The organism is Dactylosporangium sp. NPDC005572, assembly GCF_040605515.1.
Classification (GTDB): domain Bacteria; phylum Actinomycetota; class Actinomycetes; order Mycobacteriales; family Micromonosporaceae; genus Dactylosporangium.
This window is the reverse complement of record NZ_JBEXCY010000058.1, coordinates 14,883-36,752: the sequence shown is the minus strand read 5'-3', so window position 1 is coordinate 36,752 and position 21,870 is coordinate 14,883. Positions and strand designations below refer to the sequence as shown.

19 protein-coding genes are annotated in these 21,870 nt (G+C 74.0%); 5 read left to right on the top strand and 14 right to left on the bottom strand.

The features are described 5' to 3' along the window. Positions 1-2: 2 nt before the first annotated feature. From ABZS66_RS26360 to ABZS66_RS26345, 4 genes are all read right to left on the bottom strand, one after another. A complete protein-coding gene (locus ABZS66_RS26360; protein WP_354762032.1) occupies positions 3-1,625 on the bottom strand; it encodes a class I adenylate-forming enzyme family protein in 1,623 nt (540 codons plus the stop codon). A 106-nt stretch (positions 1,626-1,731) separates the two neighbouring features. Then, positions 1,732-2,607, bottom strand: a complete 876-nt coding sequence (locus ABZS66_RS26355; protein ID WP_354762030.1) for an SDR family NAD(P)-dependent oxidoreductase — start codon at positions 2,605-2,607, stop codon at positions 1,732-1,734. Positions 2,608-2,643: 36 nt separating this feature from the next. After that, positions 2,644-3,789 (bottom strand): acyl-CoA dehydrogenase family protein, encoded by a 1,146-nt coding sequence (locus tag ABZS66_RS26350; protein ID WP_354762028.1) that lies wholly within the window; start codon positions 3,787-3,789, stop codon positions 2,644-2,646. Next, positions 3,789-4,841, bottom strand: coding sequence for an acyl-CoA dehydrogenase (locus ABZS66_RS26345; RefSeq protein ID WP_354762026.1), 1,053 nt, complete (start codon positions 4,839-4,841; stop codon positions 3,789-3,791). Before ABZS66_RS26345 ends, ABZS66_RS26350 begins: the two co-directional genes overlap by 1 nt. Positions 4,842-5,019: 178 nt before the next feature. Here ABZS66_RS26345 and ABZS66_RS26340 point away from each other — a divergent pair, with 178 nt between their 5' ends. The 4 genes from ABZS66_RS26340 (at position 5,020) to ABZS66_RS26325 (ending at position 8,670) form a co-directional block, all read left to right on the top strand. Next, positions 5,020-5,694, top strand: a complete 675-nt coding sequence (locus tag ABZS66_RS26340) for a TetR/AcrR family transcriptional regulator (protein ID WP_354762024.1) — start codon at positions 5,020-5,022, stop codon at positions 5,692-5,694. Positions 5,695-5,784: 90 nt separating this feature from the next. Next, positions 5,785-6,930 carry a thiolase family protein gene (locus ABZS66_RS26335; protein WP_354762022.1) on the top strand — a complete coding sequence of 382 codons (1,146 nt, stop codon included), beginning with the start codon at positions 5,785-5,787 and terminating at the stop codon, positions 6,928-6,930. Beyond that, entirely contained in the window at positions 6,927-7,568 is a 642-nt protein-coding gene (locus ABZS66_RS26330; protein ID WP_354762020.1) for a PaaI family thioesterase, read from the top strand. Before ABZS66_RS26335 ends, ABZS66_RS26330 begins: the two co-directional genes overlap by 4 nt. A gap of 85 nt (positions 7,569-7,653) precedes the next feature. Further along, complete coding sequence (locus ABZS66_RS26325; protein WP_354762018.1) at positions 7,654-8,670, top strand: Rieske 2Fe-2S domain-containing protein; 1,017 nt, start codon at positions 7,654-7,656, stop codon at positions 8,668-8,670. A 63-nt stretch (positions 8,671-8,733) separates the two neighbouring features. On the opposite strand, the gene ABZS66_RS26320 is transcribed toward ABZS66_RS26325, so the two are convergent. The 10 genes from ABZS66_RS26320 to ABZS66_RS26275 form a co-directional block, all read right to left on the bottom strand. Beyond that, positions 8,734-9,522 carry a hypothetical protein gene (locus ABZS66_RS26320; RefSeq protein WP_354762016.1) on the bottom strand — a complete coding sequence of 263 codons (789 nt, stop codon included), beginning with the start codon at positions 9,520-9,522 and terminating at the stop codon, positions 8,734-8,736. Beyond that, entirely contained in the window at positions 9,519-10,307 is a 789-nt protein-coding gene (locus ABZS66_RS26315) for an SDR family oxidoreductase (protein WP_354762014.1), read from the bottom strand. Before ABZS66_RS26315 ends, ABZS66_RS26320 begins: the two co-directional genes overlap by 4 nt. 40 nt (positions 10,308-10,347) lie before the next feature. Then, positions 10,348-11,460 (bottom strand): acyl-CoA dehydrogenase family protein, encoded by a 1,113-nt coding sequence (locus ABZS66_RS26310; RefSeq protein ID WP_354762012.1) that lies wholly within the window; start codon positions 11,458-11,460, stop codon positions 10,348-10,350. Next, entirely contained in the window at positions 11,457-12,626 is a 1,170-nt protein-coding gene (locus ABZS66_RS26305; RefSeq protein ID WP_354762010.1) for an acyl-CoA dehydrogenase family protein, read from the bottom strand. The genes ABZS66_RS26310 and ABZS66_RS26305 overlap by 4 nt, the downstream gene beginning before the upstream one ends. A 65-nt stretch (positions 12,627-12,691) precedes the next feature. After that, positions 12,692-13,537, bottom strand: a complete 846-nt coding sequence (locus tag ABZS66_RS26300) for an enoyl-CoA hydratase/isomerase family protein (RefSeq protein WP_354762008.1) — start codon at positions 13,535-13,537, stop codon at positions 12,692-12,694. Continuing rightward, positions 13,534-15,138, bottom strand: a complete 1,605-nt coding sequence (locus ABZS66_RS26295) for an AMP-binding protein (RefSeq protein ID WP_354762006.1) — start codon at positions 15,136-15,138, stop codon at positions 13,534-13,536. The genes ABZS66_RS26300 and ABZS66_RS26295 overlap by 4 nt, the downstream gene beginning before the upstream one ends. A 23-nt stretch (positions 15,139-15,161) precedes the next feature. Next, complete coding sequence (locus ABZS66_RS26290) at positions 15,162-16,301, bottom strand: CaiB/BaiF CoA-transferase family protein (RefSeq protein ID WP_354762004.1); 1,140 nt, start codon at positions 16,299-16,301, stop codon at positions 15,162-15,164. Further along, on the bottom strand, positions 16,298-17,887 hold the full coding sequence (locus tag ABZS66_RS26285) for an AMP-binding protein (RefSeq protein WP_354762002.1): 1,590 nt from the start codon (positions 17,885-17,887) through the stop codon (positions 16,298-16,300). The genes ABZS66_RS26290 and ABZS66_RS26285 overlap by 4 nt, the downstream gene beginning before the upstream one ends. Before the next feature lie 66 nt (positions 17,888-17,953). Beyond that, on the bottom strand, positions 17,954-18,895 hold the full coding sequence (locus ABZS66_RS26280; RefSeq protein WP_354762000.1) for an NADPH:quinone oxidoreductase family protein: 942 nt from the start codon (positions 18,893-18,895) through the stop codon (positions 17,954-17,956). After that, complete coding sequence (locus ABZS66_RS26275; protein WP_354761999.1) at positions 18,892-20,502, bottom strand: class I adenylate-forming enzyme family protein; 1,611 nt, start codon at positions 20,500-20,502, stop codon at positions 18,892-18,894. Before ABZS66_RS26275 ends, ABZS66_RS26280 begins: the two co-directional genes overlap by 4 nt. Before the next feature lie 133 nt (positions 20,503-20,635). Between ABZS66_RS26275 and ABZS66_RS26270 the strand changes: the two genes are divergently transcribed. Continuing rightward, positions 20,636-21,859, top strand: coding sequence for an acetyl-CoA C-acyltransferase (locus ABZS66_RS26270; protein ID WP_354761997.1), 1,224 nt, complete (start codon positions 20,636-20,638; stop codon positions 21,857-21,859). The last annotated feature ends 11 nt before the right edge of the window (positions 21,860-21,870 follow it).

Genomic DNA, 21,870 nt, shown 5'->3' with positions numbered 1-21,870 from the left:
GCTTACTGGCCGGCCGGGCGTGCGGCGGCCAGCTCGGCGTTGGTGTCGTCGCGGACCACGAAGCGGCGGACCTTGCCCGACGCCGTCATCGGCAGCGCGTCGACGAACCGCCAGACCTCGGGGAGCTTGAAGCGGGCCACCTTGTCCCGCAGGTACTCGGTGAGCTCCGGCCCGGTCACGGCGCTGCCGGGGGCGCGGACCACGACGCCGGCGACGCGTTCGCCGAGCCGCTCGTCGTCGATGCCGACCAGGACCGCCGAGGCGATCCCCGGGTGCGCGGCGAGGCACTCCTCGACCTCGGCGGGGTACACGTTCTCGCCGCCGCGGATGATGACGTCGCGGACCCGGCCCTGGAACGTGACGTTGCCGAACTCGTCCATCGACGCCAGGTCGCCGGTGCGCAGGTAGCCGTCGGCCGGGAGGACCTCGGCGGTCTGCTCGGGCATGCCCCAGTACCCGCGCATCACGTACGGCGAGCGGGTCCGGATCTCCCCGACGGTCCCGATCGGCACGGTGTCGCCGGTGGCCGGGTCGACGATGCGGACCTCGACACCGGCGACGGGCCGCCCGACGGTGCCCGCGATCGTCGCCGCGTCGTCGTCGATCTCGGTCGAGGTGATGGCCGGGCACTCGGACTGCGCGTAGGTGTTGATGACCGGCGCGCCGAGCGTCCGGCGGATCCGCTCGACCAGGTGCTGGGTGACCGTGGCCCCGCCGACCGCGACCGAGCGCAGGCCGGCCGTGGCGGCCCGGTCGCCGAGGTGGTCGAGGGCGTCGATCACCATCGTCGGGACGCCGCCGATCCGGTTGACCACGCCGTGGTCGAGCAGTCGCATCGTCTCGGCCGGCACGTACTTCTCGACGACGACGAACGCGCCGGCGTCGACCAGGCCGCCGAGGATGACGAAGCAGGAGCCGCCGATGTGGTGGTACGGCACCGGATTGAGCCAGGTGTCGGCCGGGCCGATGACGTCGCGGCGGTTGCGTTCGCGGGCGGCGTTGAGCACGGCCTGGTGGGTGAGGACGGCGCCCTTCGAGCGGCCGGTGGTGCCGGAGGTGAACTGGATGAGGAACGGGTCCCCGGCGGCGACGTCGGGCAGTTCGCCGGGCTCGGCGCCGGCCGCCCAGGCGCGCACGCCGGCGAGGTCGAGGACGATGCCGGCGCCGCACACGCCGGCGGCCCGGGGCACCAGGCTGTCGCCCGTCGGGCCGGTCCCGGCCAGCACCAGCGCCGGTGTGGTCAGCCGGTTGGCGTGGTCGACCTCGGCGTCGGTCCAGGCGGTGTTGAACGGGGTGAGGATCAGCCCGGCCATCGCGCAGCCGTACTCGAGCACGACCCACTCGACGCTGTTGCGCGACCAGACGGCGATCCGCTCGCCGGGGGCGGCCCGGCCGGCCAGCGCGCGGGCCACCGTGCCGGCCGCGGCGGCGAGCTCGGCGTAGGTGAGGCTCGCCAGGCCCCCGTGCTCGGGCCACCACAGTGCCGGGCGGTCGCCGTACCGCTCGGCCTGCCGGGCCAGCAGCCCCGGCACCGAGTCGGTCAGCAGCTCGTCACCGCCCTGGGCGGTCCACTCCGACCGCGGCCCGATCCGCCGCCCTGACCCGATCGTGGTTCCTGTCGACATGGCCTGCTCCACGGTGAGCGCTGTTACCAACCGGCTGGTTGATAATTCCTGCATCGTCGCCCAACCGGTCCCGGTTGCGCAACGCCTGTCGGGTTCGTCCCGGCGGTCAGCCCGGCGGGAGTTGCACCGCCTGCGCGGGCACCGTCCACGACGTGGTGTCCAGGATGTCCGGCAGATGCGCGGCGATGTCCTCGACGGTCGCATCGGGGTTTTCGTACCCGGCCGTCTCGATGATGAGGTTCCGGGCGTATCGTCCCGCGGCGGCGAACAGGATCTCGCCGGTGAGCGTGCACGACTCGTGGCAGAGGTAGGCGACCATCGGCGCGACGCGGTCCGGCGACATCCGCTCGTGCAGGTGCTCGGGCAGCATCCCGGACGTCATGGCCGTCGCGGCGCCCGGGGAGATGAGGTTGACCCGGATGCCGTAGCGGGCGCCCTCGACGGCGAGGGTGCGCCCGAGCCCGACCAGCCCGGCCTTGGCCGCGGAGTAGTTGGCCTGACCCAGGTTGCCCCACAGCCCGGCGACCGACGTGGTCATGACGACCCGGCCGTACTGGCGCTCGCGCAGCACGGCCCACGCCGCGCGGGTCAGGCCGATGGTGCCGTGCAGGTGGACGTCCAGGACGTCCTTGATGTCCTGGTCCGACATCTTGCCGAACGAGCGGTCCCGGACGATCCCGGCGTTGTTGACGACAATGTCGACCCGGCCGAACGCCTGCATCGCGGTGTCCACGACCGCCGGCCCGGCCGACGGTTCGGCGATGGACCCGTCGTGGGCGACCGCGGACCCGCCCAGCTCGGCGATCTCCGCGGCGACGGCGGCGGCCGGGGTACGGCCGGTGTCGTCCTTGCGGTCGACGTCGTTGACGACCACGTGCGCGCCGCGGGACGCCAGCAGCAGCGCGTAGGCCCGCCCGAGTCCGCCTCCCGCGCCGGTGACGATCGCCACCCGGTCGTCGAAGCGCAGCTGATCCTTGGTCAAGACGCTCTCCCTCGCGCAGTCATGGTGTGGAACGGCTCAGCCTCGACGGCTGCGGGGCAGCCCGAGGCGGCGCTCGGCGATGACGCCGCGCAGGACCTCGCTGGTACCACCGTAGAGCGTCGAGATCTGGGCTTCGCGGTACAGATGCTGCAGTTCGGCCGCGGGATCGCCCGGCCCGGCCAGCAGCCCGTCGGGTCCGGCCGCGTCCAGCAGCGCGCCCGCGCCGGCCAGCAGCGCCTCGGTGCCGTACACCTTGGCCATCGCGCCCTCCACGGCGCCGGCCTGGGCCGACGAGCGCAGCCAGGTGGCCTGCGCGCCGAGCAGGCGGGCGACGTCGGTGGCGGCGGCGACCCGCCCGAGCCGCCGCAGCAGCCGGGCGTCGCCGGTGCGGCGCGCCGCGTGCGCCCACGTGACCGTCGCGTGCACCAGGCGGCGCAGCTGCGCGGCGAACTCGCCGCCGCGCTCGAACGCGAGGGCCAGGCTGACGATCGGCCAGCCCTGGCCGACGTCGCCGATGCGGGCGTCGTCGCCGACGTGCACGCCGGAGTAGAAGGTGAGGTTCGTGCGTTCGCCGCTCAGCGTCTGCACCGGCGTCAGGGAGAACCCTTCCGCCGACGTCGGCACCAGGAACATGGTCAGGCCGGCGTGCTTGGGCGCCTGCGGATCGGTGCGCGCGAGCAGGAAGACGTAGTCGGCCTCGTGGGCGTGGGTGGTGAAGTTCTTCTGCCCGTCGATGCGCCAGCCGTCGCCGTCGCGCACGGCGCGGGTGCGCGCCGAGGCGAGGTCGGACCCGGCGTCGGGCTCGGTGTAGCCGAGGCTCAGCAGCAGCCGGCCGTCCCGCACGGGGCCGAGGATCCGTTCCTTCTGTTCGGGCGTGCCGACCCGGCGGACGGTCTCGGCGATGATGAGCGTCACCGACATGCCCTCGACGGGTGCGCCGGCCGCGGCCAGCTCCTCGTAGAGGATGTCGAGGTCCGCGCGGTCGCGGCCCTGCCCGCCGTCCTCGACCGGCCACCCCGCGCCGATCCAGCCCTGCCGGGCGACCGCGCGGTGGAACTCCCGGTCGTGGTAGGTGCCGGACCCGGCCACCCGCGCGCGGACCGCGTCGGTCAGGTGCTCGCGCAGGAACGCCTGCACCTCGGCGCGGAACGTCTCGGCCCGCTCGTCCAGTGCGAAGTCCATCAGTGCGCTCCCCCGGCCATCGTCGCCGCCCCGATCTCTTCCCACAGCAGGTCCGGGTCGCCGGCGCTCAGCCGGGTCGCCTTGGCTCGGCGCAGGTACAGCTGCGCGTCGTACTCCAGCGTGAATCCGTATCCGCCGTGCACGTGCAGGCACAGCTCGGCGGCGCGGACGGCGGTCTCGGCGGCGTGCGCGAACGCGACCGCCGCCGCGCCGGCCCACGACTCCAGCCCGTGGTCGTGGCGCCAGGCCGCTTCCCGCGCGACGAGCCGGGCGCCGTCGGCGGCCATCGCGACGTCGGCGAGGGGCTGTTGGAGGGCCTGGAACGAGCCGATGGGGGCGCCGAACTGGTGGCGCCCGGCCGCGTACCGCACGGCGATGTCGAGCGCCTCGGCGGCCAGCCCGGTGCACGCGGCGGCGGTGCCGAGCCGCCAGCGGTCGCGGGCCCGGCGCCACAGGTCGTGGGCCTGCGCCCCGGCGGCGAGGACGCGCCGGTCGAGGCCGGTCCCGCGCAGCGGGCGGTCGGCGACGGCCTGGAACCCGAGGTCACGACCGGCCGCGGCACCGGGACCGCCGGGGCTGCCGTCGCCGGTGTGGACGCCGTGCGCGAGGACGAGTTCGTCGCCGTCGAGGGCCACGACGCCGCCGGCCACCGAGCCGGCTGGCACCCGGCGGGCGACGCCCTGCTCGGCCGGGCGCGGCGCGAAGACGGTGACCCGTTCGCCGTCGACGGCCTCGGCGACGAGGTCGGCCGGGGCGCCGGCGTCGGCGAGCAGCCGGGCGGCGACCGCGGCCTCGACCAGGGGCACGCAGGCGAGCCGGCGTCCGGCCGCCTCGGCGATCAGTGCCAGCTCCACGAAGCCGCCGCCGCTGCCACCCGCGGCGGCCGGGACGGCGATGCCGATCGCGCCCATGCCGGCAAGCGTCTTCCACAGCGCGGGGTCGAACCCGGCGTCCTCGGCGGCGCGGACCCGCTCGCTCGACGAGTCCCGGGTGAAGACGCGCGCAAATGCCTCGGCGACGTCACGCTCGTCGGGTGTCAGCTCCAGGTCCATCGGGCCTCCTTCGGGGACTCCGTTATAACCAACTAGCCGGTTGGTTGGCAAGCGATCGCCGTTGTTTACCGACCCGGAACGAAACCGACCCACCGTCCGGTTAAACTCGGATCGACCCGGAGTACAAAGGGTTGGCACAGACACAGTCGGAGGTCATCAATGCGGACACGAGTGCGGCATGCCTAGGCCGTCCCGCCGGGACGAGGTCCGCGCGACGGCGGCCCGGATATTCCGCGAGCAGGGCTACCTCGCCGCGACGATGGACCTGATCGCCGACGAGGTCGGGCTCAACAAGGGCACCCTGTATCACTACTACCCGGCCAAGAGCGCGATCCTCAACGAACTGCTCTCCGAACAGGTCGACGCGACGCTGGAGGTGCTCGCCCGGGTGCCGCTGACCGGCAGCGGGCTGGACCGCATGCGGTTCTTCGTCCGCGAGCAGGTCGCGCTGGTCGCGACCAAGCACGACGAGCTGGTCGTGTTTTTCCAGGAGGTGCCGTGGATCGACCAGCGGCTGCCCGAGGAGCAGGCCCGGTCGATCCGCCAGCGGATCTACCGCTACGAGGAGTTCGTGAAGTCACTGCTGGCGGAGGGCACCCGCACCGGGGAGTTCCGGCCCCTCTCCCCCTCGACGATCCTCTACTCCATCATCGGGCTGCTGGCCTACCTGCCGAGCTGGTATCGCCGCCCGGCGACCGCCGGCACCGACGCCCGGCTCATCGACGAGGTGACCGAGTTCGTCATCAACGGCATCCGCGCCGTCGAGCCGCCCGCCGCCACGAGCGCGGCACCGGCCGGCTCCGGCAGAGCCGCCGCCGCGGCCGCCCCGCGCCGTCAGCGCGTCAACGGCTGAGCCGCCCTGCCCACCGCTTGACGCACGCCGGACCGCGCCCATACGTTTAACCAACCGATTGGTTGGTTGATGATGGCGAGGGGGCAGGACGTGCGGGATGCCGTGATCGTCGAGGCAGTGCGGACACCGGTGGGCAAGCGCAACGGCGGCCTCTCCGGAGTACACCCGGTGGACCTGTCGGCCCACGTGCTCGAGGCGCTGGCCGAGCGCAGCGGGATCGACCCCGCACTCGTCGACGACGTCGTCTGGGGCTGCGTCGACCAGGTCGGCGAGCAGGCGTTCGACATCGCCCGCACCGCCGTGCTGGCGGCCGGCTGGCCGGACACGGTGACCGGCGTGACCGTCGACCGCCAGTGCGGCTCCAGCCAGCAGTCGGTGCACTTCGCCGCGGCCGGGCTGATCGCCGGACAGTACGACGTCGTCGTCGCCGGTGGTGTCGAGTCGATGTCGCGGGTACCGATGGGCAGCGCCTCCGGCGACGCCGACCCGAACGGCTCGCGCTTCGCCGCGCGCTACGGCGGGGTGGCGCCCAACCAGGGCGCCGGCGCCGAGATGATCGCCGAGCGGTGGGGATTCTCCCGCACCCGGTGCGACGAGTTCGCGCTCGCCAGCCACGAGCGCGCGGCCGCGGCACAGGACGAGGGGCGCTTCGACGCGCAGATCGCGCCGGTCACGCTTCCCGACGGCACCGTCGTCGCCCGCGACGAGGGCATCCGCCGCGGCGGCACCGTCGAAGGGCTGGCCCAGCTGCGAACCGCGTTCCGGCCCGACGGCGTCATCACCGCCGGCAACTCGTCGCAGATCTCCGACGGCTCGGCCGCGCTGCTGCTGACCACCAGCGAGCGGGCGCGCGAGCTCGGGCTGACGCCGATCGCCCGGGTACACACGGCGGTGCTGGCCGGCAGCGATCCGGTCATCATGCTGACCGCGCCGATCCCGGCCACCCGCAAGGCGCTGGCGCGCTCCGGGCTGCGCGCGCAGGACATCGGCGCGTTCGAGGTCAACGAGGCGTTCGCGCCGGTGCCCCTGGCGTGGCTGGCCGACATCGGGGCGGACGCCAAGGCCCTCAACCCCAACGGCGGCGCGATCGCGCTCGGGCACCCGCTCGGCGGCTCCGGCGCCCGGCTGATGACCACGCTGGTGCACCACATGCGCGACCACGGCATCCGGTACGGGCTGCAGACGATGTGCGAGGGCGGCGGGCAGGCCAACGCCACCATCCTCGAGCTGCTGTGACGTCCTCGCCGGAGTCGGCGCACGACCGGGTACCGCTCGCGCCGTTCTGGCAGCAGTGGAGCGACCGCGCGGCGGCCCGCGCCCCGGCCGGCTGGACGGGTCTGATCGACGAGCTGCGCGACCTGCAGGACACGGCCGCGGCGAGCGCGCCGCCGGCGGAGGCGGTGGCCCGGGCCACCACGCTGCTGGCCCACGCCCGGCGCCTGCTCGCCGCGCACACCGTCGCCGACGACGAGCAGCTCTACGGCAAGCTCCTGCGCCTGCCCGGCCGCGGGCAGACGCTCAGCCCGCCGCTGCGGCTGGTCTCCTGGACGGCCACCGAGATCGTCGGCGAGGTCACCTTCGGGCGGTTCCACTCCGGCAGCAACGACGCCGTGCACGGCGGCGCGGTCGCGCTGCTGTTCGACGAGGCGCTCGGCCGCCTGTCCGACCTCGCCGACCGGCCACCGTCACGGACCGTCTCGCTGCGGGTGGAGTTCCGCAGCCTGACGCCGGTCGGGCGGCCGCTGACGGTTCGCGCCCGGCTGCTCGGACAGGACGGCCGCAAGCGCCGGCTGGCCGGGGTGCTGCGGGACGGCGAGCGGCTGTGCGCCGAGGCCGACGGCCTGTTCCTGGCCCTTCGGCCCGGCCAGCGCTGAGCCCCGCGCTGGTTGACGAACCACGGCGCGGGTGGTTTTATACCAACCAGATGGTTGGTTATCCTTCAGTGAATGGGAGAACGACATGAAGGACTGGCCCTACACGGTGTTCCCGACGGGCTGGTACCAGGTCGGGTACTCCTCCGAGTTGCAGCCCGGGGACGTTCGGCCCGCGATGTACTTCGACCAGAACCTCGTGATGTTCCGCACCGAGAGCGGTGAGGTCTCGCTGCTCGACGCGTACTGCCAGCACCTCGGCGCGCACCTCGGCTACGGCGGCACGGTCAAGGGCGAGTGCATCGAATGCCCGTTCCACGGCTGGCTGTGGCAGGCCGACGGCGAGCTCGCCGAGATCCCCTACGCGCCAGGCGAGCGCCGCCGGGTGAAGCTCGCACGGTGGGTCACCCGCGAGGTCGACGGCCTGATCCTGGTCTGGTACGACGCGTTCGGCCGCGAGCCGTTCTGGGAGTGGCCGGGGATCCCCGAGTTCGCCGACCTCGAGCACAACTACCCGATCGTCCACGACCACGTCGGCATCAGGAAGATCATCCCCCAGTCACCGGTGGAGAACACCCCCGACTACTACCACTTCATGTGGGTGCACGGCGCCGGCCAGCCGGGCAAACCGTTGCTGTGGAAGGAGGACCAGCACTACCTGCACACCCGGGTCGGCTTCTGGTACGGCCACGGCAAGAAGGCGACCTGGATGACGCCGAACGGCCCGGTCTTCGGCGAGATCGAGACCGAGGCGTGGGGGCTGGGCCTGTCCAACGCGCGCTTCGTGCTCGACAGCTTCGTCACCAACCAGCTCACGGCCTCCACCCCGGTCGACGCCGAGCACTCCCAGCTGTTCGAGACCATTACCGTCAACCGCCAGCCCGACGGCGGCCCCGAGCCCACCGGCCGCGCGGCGCGGATGATCGAGTTCCAGAAGGGCCAGATCCGGCGCGACTTCGCGATCTGGGAGAACCAGCGCTACGTGGAGCACCCGCCGTTCGCCGGCGGCGAGGAGGAGCACTACGCGCGGTTCCGCCGGTGGTCGCGCCAGTTCTACTCCGACAAGCCCTACACCGCGAGCACCGAGGTCGCCGCCGCGAGCTGAGCGGCACCCACGAGCAAAGGCCAGGCCCGGCGGGCCTGGCCTTTCGGAGTTTCCCGACCCGCGTCAGTACGGATCGGGCAGGTCGTCGGCGGGCGCCGACGGCTCGCGGGGTGACTCCGTCCGCGTCGTGCGTTCGACGAGCCCCAGGCCCGTGGTGCCGGACCGGACGAAGACGAACGGGGCGGCGCTCCACCACATCCAGCCGGCGCCGTCCGGTGCCGGCTCGGCGAACGTCACGTGCTGCAGCGTGTCGCGGATCTCGCCGGTCACCAGCCGGGGCGTGCGGCCGCCAAGAGCGCAGCTCAGGCGGTGCAACGGAACCCTGTCCCGGCCCCGGACCGCGAACTGCGCCACGGGCACCCGGCGGACCTCGGTGTTGACCATGACGGCGGCAGCGGTGCCGGCGGCGAACGTCGCCGAGCGGTCCTGGAAGACGGCCCGCGCCCGCTGCACCACGGGGCCGGCCGGCGCCGTGCTCAGCCAGCCGGTGCCCTGGACGCGGTAGATCACGCTGCCGACGGCGATCGACCCCGTGCCGTGCACGACGGTCACCCGCTCCGGCCCGTCACCGGCCAGCGCCAGGTCGGCGGCGGCCGGCTCCAGCGCCACGGCGATGCTCAGCGGCACCTGCCGCGCGGCGAGCGGCTCGCCCGGCACGACATGGGCGGGTGCGGTGAACAGCGCGGCCATCGCCGACACCCGCATGGCGTCCGGGCGCACCTCGGCGCCGCCGGCCCAGAACGTCTCCCCGGTCGGCAGGAAGACCAGCACCCGCGCCGCCGCGTCCCCGCCGCTCACGCAGACCACGGCGCCGGTGTCGGCGCACATGAACACCAGCTCACTGCCGGTCACAGCGACTCACCCCCGTCGATCCCCAGTGTCTCGCCCGTGACGAACCCGCTGTCCTCACCGCACAGGTGGGCCACCAGCGCCGCGAACTCGCCGGCCTGGCCGGCGCGGCGGGCCGGCACCCGGCGCAGCAGGTGCTGCAGGGCCGCCTCGTTCTCGAACTGCTCCCGGGTCATCGCCGTCTCGAAGTGTCCGGCGGCGACGGCGTTGACGGTGATCCCGTACGACGCCCATTCGCGCGCCAGCGAGCGGGTCAGCTGGACCAGCGCGCCCTTCGCGGTGTCGTACACGCTGCAGTACGGCATGCTGCGCCGGACCACGTTGGACACCACGTTGACGACCCGGCCGTAGCCGCGGGCCAGCAGGTCGGGGCCGAACGCGCGCAGCATCCGCACGGCACCCCCGACGTGGACGGCCATGACGGCGTCCCACTCGTCGTCACTCACCGGCCGGTCGAACCCCGGGTGGGCGTGCTCCTTGCCCGGCAGCGGGACGAACGTCCGGTACAGCAGGGTTCCGGCGTTGTTGACGACGATGTCGACCCGGCCGAACCGGTCCAGGATGCGCTCCCGGGCCCGGTCGACGTCCGCGGTGGACGTGACGTCCACGGGCAGGCTGAGCGCCTGAACGCCGGCCGCCCGCAGTTCGCCGGCGACCGCGTCGATCTCGCCGGTCGAGCGGGCCAGGACCGCGACGTCGGCACCCTCGGCGGCGAGGCGCAGTGCGGCGGCGCGACCCAGGCCTCGGCCTCCCCCGGTGACGACCGCGACGCGTCCGCGCGCGATCACCGTGCTACCACGTCGATGCGCCCACCGGCCGCCCGGTCGGTCACCACAGGCTGCCCTCGCGCCGGACGACCAGCGCGTCGTGGATCTCGCGGAGCCGGTTGGCGCGCTTGCCGCCGCGCAGCTGCATCGCCTTGGCCCGCAGGAAGTGGTGGTGCAGGACGTGCTCGGTGGTGGTGCCGACGCCGCCGTGGAGCTGGGCCGCGGTGAGGACGATCTCGACGTAGGACCGGCCGGCGGCGAACAGCGCCACCGCGGCGATCGCGGACTCGTCGGCGCCGGGCTGGGCCCGCGTCAGGGCGTCGTTGCAGGTCAGCCGGGCCGCGTCGAGCGCGATCAGCATTCTGCCCAGATGATGGCGGACCGCCTGGAAGGCGCCGATCGGCTGGCCGAACTGCACCCGCTCGGTGGCGTACTGCACGCTGCGCTCCAGCACGGCCTCGCACCCGCCGACCATCGCGCTGGCCCGTAGCAGGTTCGCCCGGGCGAGGGCATAGCGGGCCGTGCGGGCGTCGATGCCGTCGAGCGCCACGTCGGCCGCCGCGAGCGTGAGGCCGTCGAGGTCGACCCGGGCGACGCGCTCGTTGTCGATGCTGGGCACCGCCTCGGCCCGCCCGCGCAGGTCCGCGCCGCGCAGGAGTGCGCACAGCCACCCGTCGCCGCCGGCCACCGGCAGCAGCAGCACGACGTCGTCGCTGTGCTTCAGCCACTCGACCGGGACGGCGGGGCCGGCGAGCCGGTATGCGCCGCCGCCGGTCGCCTCGGCGCGCACCGCACCGTCGGCGGGCGCCACGAGGGCGGCGGGCGATCCCGCGGCGATCCGGGTGAGGGCGTCGTCGAAGACCGCGCGGCCGAGGGTGGTGAGCACGGTGCCCGCACGCATGGTCGGCAGCAGCGGCGACGCGAAGGCCGCCCGCCCGGCCTCGCGCGCTACGACACCGGCCTCCGCCAGCGTGCCGCCGGCCCCGCCGACCCGCTCGGGCAGGTCGATGCCGGTCCAGCCGAGCTCGCACATCTGGTGCCAGCGCCGGGTCTCGTAACCGTCCGCCGACGCCTGCTGGGCGTTGAGGTAGGTGTTGTCGACGAAGTCGGCGAAGTAGGCGCGGGCCGTCCTGGCCAGCAGCGCCTCGTCGTCGGTCAGGTCGGTGTCGATCATCGTGGCATCCCCAGACCGCGCATCGCGATAATGTCCAGCTGGATCTCGTTGGTACCGCCGCCGAACCGCCACACCGGCGACGAGCGCAGGCCGTGCTCCAGGTGCCCGTGCGCCGGGGCGTACGGCGAACCGGTGGCGATCGTGCCGTCCTCGCCGATCAGGTCAAGGCCGGTGTCGCAGATGCGCTGCCGCAGCTCGCCCCACCAGATCTTGTTCACCGAGGCCTCGGCGTGCGGGACCCGGCCCTCGGCGAGCATCCGCGCCCCACGCTGGGCGAACAGCCGGCAGATCTCCACGTCGACCGCGTGCTCGCCGACGACCGCCTGCAGTTCGTGCGCCTCGGCGCTGTCGCCCTCCAGCAGGCCCGCCGCGGCGGCCCAGTCGGTCAGCTGGCGCAGCTCCCAGCGCGGCTCGTTGTGGTAGAACATCCGCTCGAAGTTCAGTGCCGTGACGAGCGCCGACCAGCCGTCGTTCTCGGCGCCGATCCGCGAGCGGGCCGGGATCCGCACGTCGTCGAGGAAGACCGCGTTGGTCCGCTCGCCGCCCTGGGTGATGATCGGCGTGATCGTGATGCCGGGCGTGTCCATCGGGGTGATGAAGATGCTCACCCCGCGGTGGCGGTCCTCCGGCGCGCCGGTGCGAACGGCGAGCCAGAGGTGGGTCGCGACCGAGGCGCCGGTGGTCCAGATCTTCTGCCCGTTGACGACGTAGTCGTCGCCGTCGCGCACGGCCCGGGTCCGCAGCGACGCGAGGTCGCTGCCCGCGTCCGGTTCGCTGTAGCCGATCGCGAACTCCAGCTCGCCGGCCCGGATCCGCGGCAGGAACTCGGCCTTCTGCTCGTCGGTGCCCACGATCATGAGCGTCGGTCCGATGGCGTTGAGCGTCAGCAGGCCGTTGGGCAGGCGGCGGCTGTAGAGCTCCTCGGCCAGCAGCCAGCTCTCGATCGCGCTGCGGCCCTGCCCGCCGTACTCCCGGGGCCACGACACGCCGAGCCAGCCGTCGGCACCGAGCCGGCGCAGGAAGCGCCGCCCGTGCTCGCGCGGCTGCATCGGGTCGTCGATGTTCTCGATCCGGGTCGCCTCGACGAGCCGCGGATCCAGACCGTCGAGATAGGTCCGCAGCTCGGTCAGGAACTTCAACTGCTCATCGCCCAGCACGGTCTTCACGCACCGACAGTATGCGGGCCGCTGGTCGTAGTCAACCGGTTGGTGGGGAAACCCGGAAGCCCTCGTCAGTCGCGGCGGCGCAGGACGCGCTGGGCCAGGCGGTCCATCGCGGCGCGCGTCTCCGGGTGGTCGAAGAGTGTGACCTGGGCGGTGTACTCCGCGCGCAGCTGCGCCTCGAGCTCGGCCGCGGCGGACCGGCGCAGCAGGCGCTTGGTCAGCCGGGCGCCGAGCGGCGGACCGGACGCGATCCGCCCGGCCAGCTCCATCGCCCGCTCCAGCAGCTCCTCGTCCGGGACCACGCCGGACACCAGCCGCAGCTCGCGGGCCTCGGCGGCGTCGACCAACCGGCCGGTCAGCATCAGCTCGGCCGCGGCGGCGAGCCCGACCACCCGCGGCAGCAGGTGGCTGATGCCGAGCTCGGGCGCGAGGCCGGCGGCCGCGAAGCCGGTGCCCAGCCGGGCCGTCGACGCGGCCAGCCGGATGTCGTGCAGCAGCGCGATGCCGAACCCGCCGCCGACCGCCGCACCGTTCACCGCGGCGATCGTGGGCTTCTCCAGCGCCCACATCCGCAGCGCCCAGCGGCCGGCGTTGCCCAGCTCCTCGGCCGGCACGTCGGCCGGCGACCGCGCCGGCAGGCCCTTCTCGCCGCCGATGAGGTCGCTGACCAGCAGCTCCCGGGCCGGCAGATGGCGGACCCGGTCGAAGTCCGCCACGTCCGCGCCGACGCAGAACGCGGCGCCGGCGCCGATCGTGACGACGACCCGGACGGTGTCGTCGCGGCCGGCCTCGTCGAAGGCGGCGGCGAGGTCGCGCAGCAGGGTGCCGCCGATGGCGTTGTGCCGCTGCGGCCGGTTGAGCCGCACGAGCAGCACCCCGTCGTGCCGTTCGACCAGCACATCGCCGCCGGTCACTGGGCGGCCGCCGGGGTCCGGCGGGCGGTGCGGCGGGCGACGAGGCCCTGGCTCGGCAGGTCCCACGTTCCCGGCGGTACCCCTTCGTCCCGCAGCACGTGCTTCATCACCCGGCCCAGCGCGTTGGTGGGCAGCCCGGCGCGGATGTCGACGTAACGTGGGACGGCGAAGTACGGCACCCGCTCCTCGACGAACGCGAAGAACTCCGCCGCCGTCAGCGACCCGCCGGCGGCCAGCACGACACACGCCTTGATGTCGTCGTCGCCGAGCTTCGACGGCAGGCCGCACACCGCGACGTCGGCGACCGCCGGGTGCTGGCGGATCACGTTCTCCAGGGCCAGCGACGAGACGTTCTCGCCGCGCCGGCGCAGCACGTCCTTCTTGCGGTCGACGAACGTGATGATGCCGTCGGCGTCCATCCGGCCGAAGTCGCCGGTGTGGTGCCACAGGTCCTTCCACGCCTCGACGGTGCTCTCCGGCTTGTTCCAGTAGCCGCTGTACATCGCGTTGGGCACCGTCGGGCGCACGACGATCTCGCCGGACTCGCCGGTCGGCACCGCATTGCCCTCGTCGTCGACGATCCTGGCCTCCAGCAGCGGCGAGACCTGGCCGGACGACGAGCGCCTGCGGACGCCGTAGGGGTCGCTGTTGGTCACCGGCACGCACTCGGTCTGCCCGTAGCCCTCGGACATGACCGGGGTGGAGAACCGCGCCTCGAACTCCCGCTGCCGCTCCTCGGGCAGCGGTACCCAGGAGGCCAGCCGGAACGGGTGCGCACCGTCGTCCTCCGCGGGCGGCTGCTCCAGGATCATGTTGGCCATGACACCGACACCGACGAGCATCGTGGCGTCCATCTGCGCGGCCTCCCGCATGAAGCTCGACGCGTGGAACTCCGGCGCGATGCCGATCGACGCGCCGTTGACCAGCGCGCTCATGAACGCCACCATCTGGCCGCTGGTGTGGAACATCGGGAACCCGGTGTACATCCGGTCGCCGGGCACGACCCAGTTGCGCATCCCGTACGCCCGGCCGACCGCGACGAAGTAGCCGGTGCTGAGCATGCAGCCCTTCGCGGCCGCCGTCGTGCCCGAGGTGTACATGATGGTGAACAGGTCCGCCGGGCGCGCCGACGGCTCGAACGTCGAGCGTTCGGTCAGCAGGTCCGCATAGGCGACGCCGCCCGGTTCGACGGCGTCGACGTACACGCGCTCGACGACGCCCGTGCGGTCGAGCAGCGGCGCGGCCGCCGCATGGCCGGGGCCGTCGGCGATGAAGACCTTCGCGCCGCAGTCGACCAGTTGGTACTGCAGGAAGTCGCCCTTCAGGAAGTAGTTCAGCGGAACCTGCACGGCGCCCAGCTTGGCCACGGCGAGCAGCAGTTCCACGGTCTCGATGCGGTTGGGCAGCAGGGTGGCGATGTGGTCGCCGCGCCGCACGCCGAGCCGGGCCAGGCCGGCGGCCAGCCGGTCGGTGCGCTCGTCAAGCTCGGCGAAGGTGAGCCAGCCGCCGCCGCAGGCGACGAACGGCCGGTCGGGTTCGGCGGCCAGCCGCTCGCGGAAGACGCCGTCCACGGTGGTCGCGGTGGTGCTCGGGCTCGTCACGGTGCGTCCTTCCTCGGCGGCCGTCAGGCGATGTCGCCCGCGGCGCGCAGCTTCTCGATGTCCTCGGCGGCGAGGCCCCATTCGGCCAGCACCTCGCCGGTGTGCTGGCCGGGCGACGGCACGGGGCCGGCGATCCGGGCCGGGGTCCGGCTGAACCGCGGCGCCGGGGCCGGCTGGACCAGCCCGTCGTGGGCCACGAACGTCCCGCGGACCGCGTTGTGCGGGTGCTCCGGCGCCTCCCAGGGCGACAGCACCGGCGCGAAGCACGCCTCGGCCGCCTCCAGCGCGGCCGACCACTCGTCGCGGGTCCGCGTACGGAACACCGCGGCGAACCGGTCCCGCAGCGCCGGCCAGCCGTCCGGCCCGGGCTGGGTGCGGGGCAGGTCGTCGAGGCCGAGGGCGTCGAGCAGGTTGCGGTAGAAGTGCGGTTCGAGCGCGCCGACCGAGATCCACCTGCCGTCGGCCGTCTCGTACGTGTCGTAGTACGGCGCGCCGGTGTCGAGCATGTTCCGGCCGCGCTCCCCGCCCCACAGGCCCATCGCCCGCATGCCGTACAGGAAGCTGTTGAGCAGGGCCGCACCGTCGACCATCGCGGCGTCCACGACCTGCCCGCGGCCGGACGACGCCCGCTCGGCCAGCGCGGCGCAGATGCCGACCGTCAGCAGCATGCCGCCGCCGCCGAAGTCGCCGACGTAGGTCAGCGGGGCCACCGGGGCCTCGCCGTCCCGGCCGATCGACCACAACGCGCCGGACAACGCGAGATAGTTGATGTCGTGCCCGGCGTGCGGCGCGTAGGGGCCGGCCTGTCCCCAGCCGGTGATCCGGCCGTAGACGAGGCGCGGGTTGCGGGCCAGGCACACGTCCGGGCCGATCCCGAGCCGCTCGGTGACGCCTGGGCGGAAGCCCTCGATGAGCACGTCGGCCCGCTCGACGAGGCGCAGCAGCGCGTCGATGCCCCCGGGCGTCTTCAGGTCGACGCCCACGGACCGGCGGCCGCGGGCGAGCACGTCGGGCGCCGGCGGGCCGGCCGCGGCCTGGACGGAGGCGGTGCGCTCCACCCGGACCACGTCGGCGCCGTAGTCGCTGAGCAGCATGGCGCAGAACGGCCCCGGCCCCATTCCCTGCAGCTCGAGGACCCTGATCCCGGCCAGCGGTCCGCTCATCGCCGGGCGCTCCGCTCGATGACCAGGCCGAGCGCCTGGAAGTCCACCGTCTGCGGGGAGTTCCACTCGTCGCGCAGCCGGTGCTTGAGCACCCGGGCGACCGCGTTCTTCGGCAGCTCGGCGAGGAACTCGACGTACCGCGGCACCGCGTAGTAGGGCAGGTGCTGGCGGAAGTACTCGAACAGCTCCGCCGGGTCGAGTTGCGCGCCGGCGTTGAGCACGACGCACGCCTTGATCTCGTCCTCGCGGACCCCGGCGGGCACCGCGTGCACGGCGACCTCGGCGACCGCCGGGTGCTTGAGGATCGCCAGCTCGAGCTCGACCGACGAGACGTTCTCGCCCCGGCGCCGCAGCGCGTCCTTCTTGCGGTCGACGAAGTACAGCGCGCCGTCGGTGTCGAAGAACCCGAGGTCGCCGGTGTGGTGCCACAGGTTCTTCCACGCCTCCAGCGTGGCCTGCTCCTTGCGCCAGTAGCCGGCGTACATGGAGTACGGCTCCATCGGCCGCACCACGACCTCGCCGGTCGCCCCCTGCGGCAGCACGCGGTCGGCGTCGTCGACCACCCGCACGTCGAGCCACGGCAGCGCACGCCCGGCGCTGGTGCGGTCGCCGTCGCCGGCGGACCGGCCGTCGCCCATCGTCGCCGGCAGCACCTCGGTCTGGCCGTACCCCTCGCCGATCGCATGGATGCCGAAGCGCTCCCGCAGCCGGCGCCGGACCGGTGGGGCGAGCGGGATGAAGACGGCCCGCTCGATGCGGTGGTCGGTGTCGCCGGGCTGCTCCGGGGTGGCCAGCAGCGCGGCGGCCATCGCGCCGACGCCGAAGAACTGGGTGGCGCCGAGCTCGCGAGCGCGGCTGATGAGCGTCGAGGCACTGTAGACCGGGTCGAAACTGACCCGGCAGGTGGCGACGAGCGCGTCCATGAGGGCGCTGATCGCGAACCCGTGGTACAGCGGCAGCGGGCACAGCGACGTGTCGTCGGCGGTGAACCAGCCGTGCATCATGTGCGCCTTCGGCATGTGCATCAGGTAGCCGTTGTTGATCATGCAGCCCTTGGGCATGCCGGTCGTCCCTGACGTGTACAGCACGCAGACCAGGTCGTCGGGCGTCGGGTCCGGCCACGCGCGGACCGGGTCGGCGAAGAGGTCCCGGAGCGCCGGCGCGCCCGAGGCGGGCTCGTCGACCGCGACCAGCGTCGCGCCCGCCAGGTCCGGCGCGGCGAGCAGGTCGGCGACGAGCGGCAGGGCCGCCCCGTCGGCGACGACCACCTTCGGGTCGGCGTCACCGAGCTGGTAGCGCAGGAACTCGCCCTTGAGGTACACGTTGAGCGGCACCTGGATCGCACCGAGCGCGGCGCAGGCGAAGAACAGCTCGACCGCCTCGTCGCGGTTGGGCATCATCGACGCGACCCGGTCGCCCGGACGCACGCCGAGCCCGTGCAGTCCCGCGGCGAGGCGCAGCGCCCGGTCGTGCACGACACCGACGGTGCGCCAGTCCCCGCCGCACGCGGCGAGGTGACGGTCCGGGTCGTGCTCGAGCCGGGCCGTCAGGTGCCCGAAGACCGTTGCCGGGTCGCCTGTTGACACGTTGCAACCTCCTTCTCGACCGCGATGGCCGGGTGTCGCCCACCGTAACGCCGCCGAAACGGGATATCAACCAACCGGTGGGTTGGTTTCGGTCCCGATCCGGATCACGGCGTCCGGCCCGGGCCATCCCAGGGCCAGGGCGGCCGGGGTCTCGTCGTCGAGCGGCAGCACGCGGCCGGCGATCGGCATGAGGGCCCCGCGGGTGAACTCCCCCGCGATGGCCGACCACTCGCCGGCCAGGCGCCCGTCACCGCCGCACACCCAGTCCTCCCAGGCGGCGCCGACGACCTCGATGTTGTTCAGCAGCAGCCGGTTCACCCGGACCTCGCCGGGCGATCCGCCGGCGAGCACGGCCCGGCCCTCGACGGCCAGGCAGCGCAGTGCGTCGACGAACCCGTCGCCACCGGTGCAGTCCACGACCAGGTCCACCGCACCGGCCGGGCGCACCGCGTCCCGGAATCCGTCGACCGGCACCCACTCGACGCCCGCGTCCACAGAAGGCGAACCAGACGGCGCACCGGCACCCACGAGCCGGGCGGCGCCGAACGCCCGCGCGACCCGCAGTGCGGCGGAGCAGCCGCCGCCGACGCCCCGGACCAGCACGGACTCGCCGGCCGCCAGGCGGCCGCGCTCCACCACGGCGAAGTACGCCGACAGGTACGGCACCAGCGAGGCCGCCCCCTGCTCGAACGTCCATCGCGCCGGCAGCGCCACGGTGCGGTCGGCGCGCGCGACCGCGACCTCCCCGGCACCCCCGGTCGGGCAGAACGCCAGCACCCGGTCGCCGGGCGCGTGACCGCTCCCGGACGGCGCGGCGAGCACGGTCCCGGCCACTGCCGCCCCGAGCACGAACTGCGGCGCCGGCGGCACCCGCCCGGAGGCCGGCCGGCCCACCCCCGCCGCGTGCACCCGGATGGTCACCTCGCCGGGGGCGGGCGCCGGCCGTGGCACGTTCCGCAGTACCACCCCGCCCGGCCCGTCGAGCGATGCGACGACGAGGGCTCTCACGCCGGTGCCGCGGCGGCGACCTCGGCGTTGGTCTCGGCCCGCACGACGAACCGCTGGACCTTGCCCGAGGCCGTCATCGGCAGCGACGGCACGAACCGCCACGCGGCCGGGATCTTGAACCGGGCCAGCCGGCCGGTCAGGAACGCGGTCAGTTCCGCGCCGCCGACCGTGCTGCCCGGCGAGCGCACGACCACCCCGGCGACCCGCTCGCCCAGCCGCTCGTCGTCGAGGCCGACCAGGACCGCCGCGGCGACGCCGGGGTGCTCCAGGAGGAGCTCCTCGACCTCGGCCGGGTACACGTTCTCGCCGCCGCGGATGATCACGTCCCGGGAGCGGCCGCGGAACGTCAGGTAGCCGGACTCGTCCATCTCGCCGAGGTCGCCGGTGCGCAGGAAGCCGTCCGCGGTCATCGTGGCGGCCGTCTGCTCCGGCATGCCCCAGTAGCCGGCCATCACGTACGGCGCCCGCACGAGGATCTCGCCCGGCGTGCCGATCGGCACCACCGCGCCGGTCTCCGGGTCGGCGATGCGCACGTCGGCGGCCGGCAGCGGGCGGCCGAGGGTACCGCCGATGGTGGCGGGGTCGTCGGCGATGTGCGTCGAGGTGATCAGCGGGCACTCGGACTGCCCGTAGCCGATGAGCACCGGCACGCCGAGGACGTCCTGCACGAGGTTCACCAGGTGCTGGGTGACGGTGGCGCCGCCGAGCGACACGGACTCCAGCCCCACGTCGCGCGCGGCGTCGCCGAGCTTGGCCAGGATGTCCACGAGCATGGTCGGCACGCCGCCGATCCGCTTGACGACGCCGAGGCCGAGCAGGCGCAGCACGACCGCCGGGTCCCAGCGCTCCATCACGACGAACGCGCCGGCGTCGACGAGGCCGCCGAGGATCACGAAGCAGGATCCGCCGATGTGGTGGTACGGCACGGGGTTGAGGTAGAGGTCGGGCTCGGGGCGGACGTCGTGCCGGTTGCGCTGGAGCGCGCCGTTGAGCGCGGCGCGGTGGGTGAGCACCGAGCCTTTCGACCGGCCGGTCGTGCCCGAGGTGAACTGGATGAGGAACGGGTCGCCGGGCGACACGGCCGGCAGCGCGCCGGGTGCCGCGGCGGCCGCCCAGCCGTCGAGGTCCCCGAGGTCGGCGACCGTCACCGCCGCGCCGGCGCCGAGCGCGCACGCCCGCGGCAGCAGCGGCTCGCCGGCATGGGTCGCGCCGGCGAACAAGATCACCGGCCGGGTCAGCTCCACCGCGTGCCGGGCCTCCGCGTCGGTCCAGGCGGTGTTGAACGGCACCAGCACCAGCCCGGCCATGGCCGTCGCGTGCTCCAGGATCACGTACGGCAGCACGTTGCACGACCACACCGCGACCCGGTCGCCGGGTTTCGCCGCGCCAGCCAGCGCCCGCGCCAGCCGCTCGGCCGCCGCGCCCAGTTCGGCGTAGGTCAGGCCGGCCAGACCGTCGCCGTCGGGCCAGTACACCGCCGGGCGGTCGCCGTGGGCGGCGACCTGCCGCGCCAGCACCTGCGGCACCGACTCCTCGATGACCTCGCCCGCCGGCTCGGCCGTCCACTCCGACAGGGGGCCGATCCGGCGCCCCAGGGCACCCGCCATTGCTCTGCCTCCGTTCACCAACCGATCGGTTGGGTAGTGGGCATCGTCACCCGGCCGGCCGGGCCGGCGCAATACCCAGGGCGCACCATTGCCGCTATAGCCAACCGTCCGGTTGGCTTGGTATCGTCGCCGCGTGCGAGACGCAACGATCGTCGACATCGTCCGGACCCCGCGCGGCAAGGGCCGGCCCGGCGGCGCGCTGTCCGGGGTCCATCCGCAGGAACTGCTCGCCGGGGTGCTGGTCGAGCTGCAGAAACGGGTCGGGTTCGAGCCCGCCGAGGTCGCCGACGTGCTGACCGGGTGCGCCAACGCGATCGGTGACCACGGCGACAACGTGGCCCGGCTGTCGGCGCTGGCCGCCGGATGGCCGCTGACGGTGCCCGGCCTGACGATGAACCGCGCCTGCGGCTCGGGCCAGCAGGCGGTCAACTCGGCCGCGATGATGGTCGCCTCGGGGCAGGCCGACGTCGTCGTCGCCTCCGGGGTGGAGCTGATGTCGCGCTACCCGGCCGCCACCCGCCCGACGCTGGACGCCGGCAACGAGCGGCTGCGGGAGCGCCATCCGCTGATCCCGCAGGGCATCTCGGCCGACCTCATCGCCACGCTCGGCGGGTTCAGCCGCGCCGACGTGGACGCCTACGCCGCCGAGTCGCAGCACCGCGCGGCCGAGGCCATCCGCGAGGGCCGGTTCGCCGGCTCGATGGTCCCGGTCACCGGCCCGGACGGCGCCACCCTGCTCGACCGCGAGGAGCTGCCGCGGGCGACGACCGTCGAGGCGCTGGCGGCGCTGAAGCCCTCGTTCGAGGCGCTCGGCACCCTGGTCCTCGACGGCTACGAGCGCAGCTTCGACGCGCTGGCGCGGCAGGTGTACCCCCAGGTCGACGGCGTCGCGCACGTCCACCACGCCGGCAACTCCTCCGGCCTGGCCGACGGCGCCGCGGCCGTCCTCGTCGCCCGGGCCGGCGTGGCCCGGGAGCGCGGCTGGCGAGCGCGGGCCCGGGTGGTCGCCACGGCGACGGCCGGCGCCGATCCGGTCATCATGCTCACCGCGCCGGGGCCGGCCGCCGAGCAGTGCGTCCGCCGGGCGGGCATGACGCTGGACGACATCGACCTGTTCGAGGTCAACGAGGCGTTCGCGGCCGTCGTGCTGCGGTTCGCCCGGGACACCGGCGTGGGCCTCGACCGGGTCAACGTCAACGGCGGGGCCATCGCGCTGGGCCACCCGATCGGGGCGAGCGGACCGATCCTGCTGGCGACGCTGCTCGACGAGCTGGAGCGCCGCGACCTCAGCACCGGCCTGGTCACCATGTGCACGGGCGGCGGCATGGCCACCGCCACCATCGTCGAGCGCGTCTGATCCGATTCGAG

Bases quoted from the DNA above. Each gene is read 5' to 3' on its own strand.
- ABZS66_RS26325 (WP_354762018.1), top strand. From the start codon at position 7,654: ATGAAGGACTGGCCCTACACGGTGTTCCCGACGGGCTGGTACCAGGTC.
- ABZS66_RS26360 (WP_354762032.1), bottom strand. From the start codon at position 1,625: ATGTCGACAGGAACCACGATCGGGTCAGGGCGGCGGATCGGGCCGCGG.
- ABZS66_RS26350 (WP_354762028.1), bottom strand. From the start codon at position 3,789: ATGGACTTCGCACTGGACGAGCGGGCCGAGACGTTCCGCGCCGAGGTG.
- ABZS66_RS26345 (WP_354762026.1), bottom strand. From the start codon at position 4,841: ATGGACCTGGAGCTGACACCCGACGAGCGTGACGTCGCCGAGGCATTT.
- ABZS66_RS26275 (WP_354761999.1), bottom strand. From the start codon at position 20,502: ATGGCGGGTGCCCTGGGGCGCCGGATCGGCCCCCTGTCGGAGTGGACG.
- ABZS66_RS26290 (WP_354762004.1), bottom strand. From the start codon at position 16,301: ATGAGCGGACCGCTGGCCGGGATCAGGGTCCTCGAGCTGCAGGGAATG.
- ABZS66_RS26310 (WP_354762012.1), bottom strand. From the start codon at position 11,460: ATGATCGACACCGACCTGACCGACGACGAGGCGCTGCTGGCCAGGACG.
- ABZS66_RS26340 (WP_354762024.1), top strand. From the start codon at position 5,020: ATGCCTAGGCCGTCCCGCCGGGACGAGGTCCGCGCGACGGCGGCCCGG.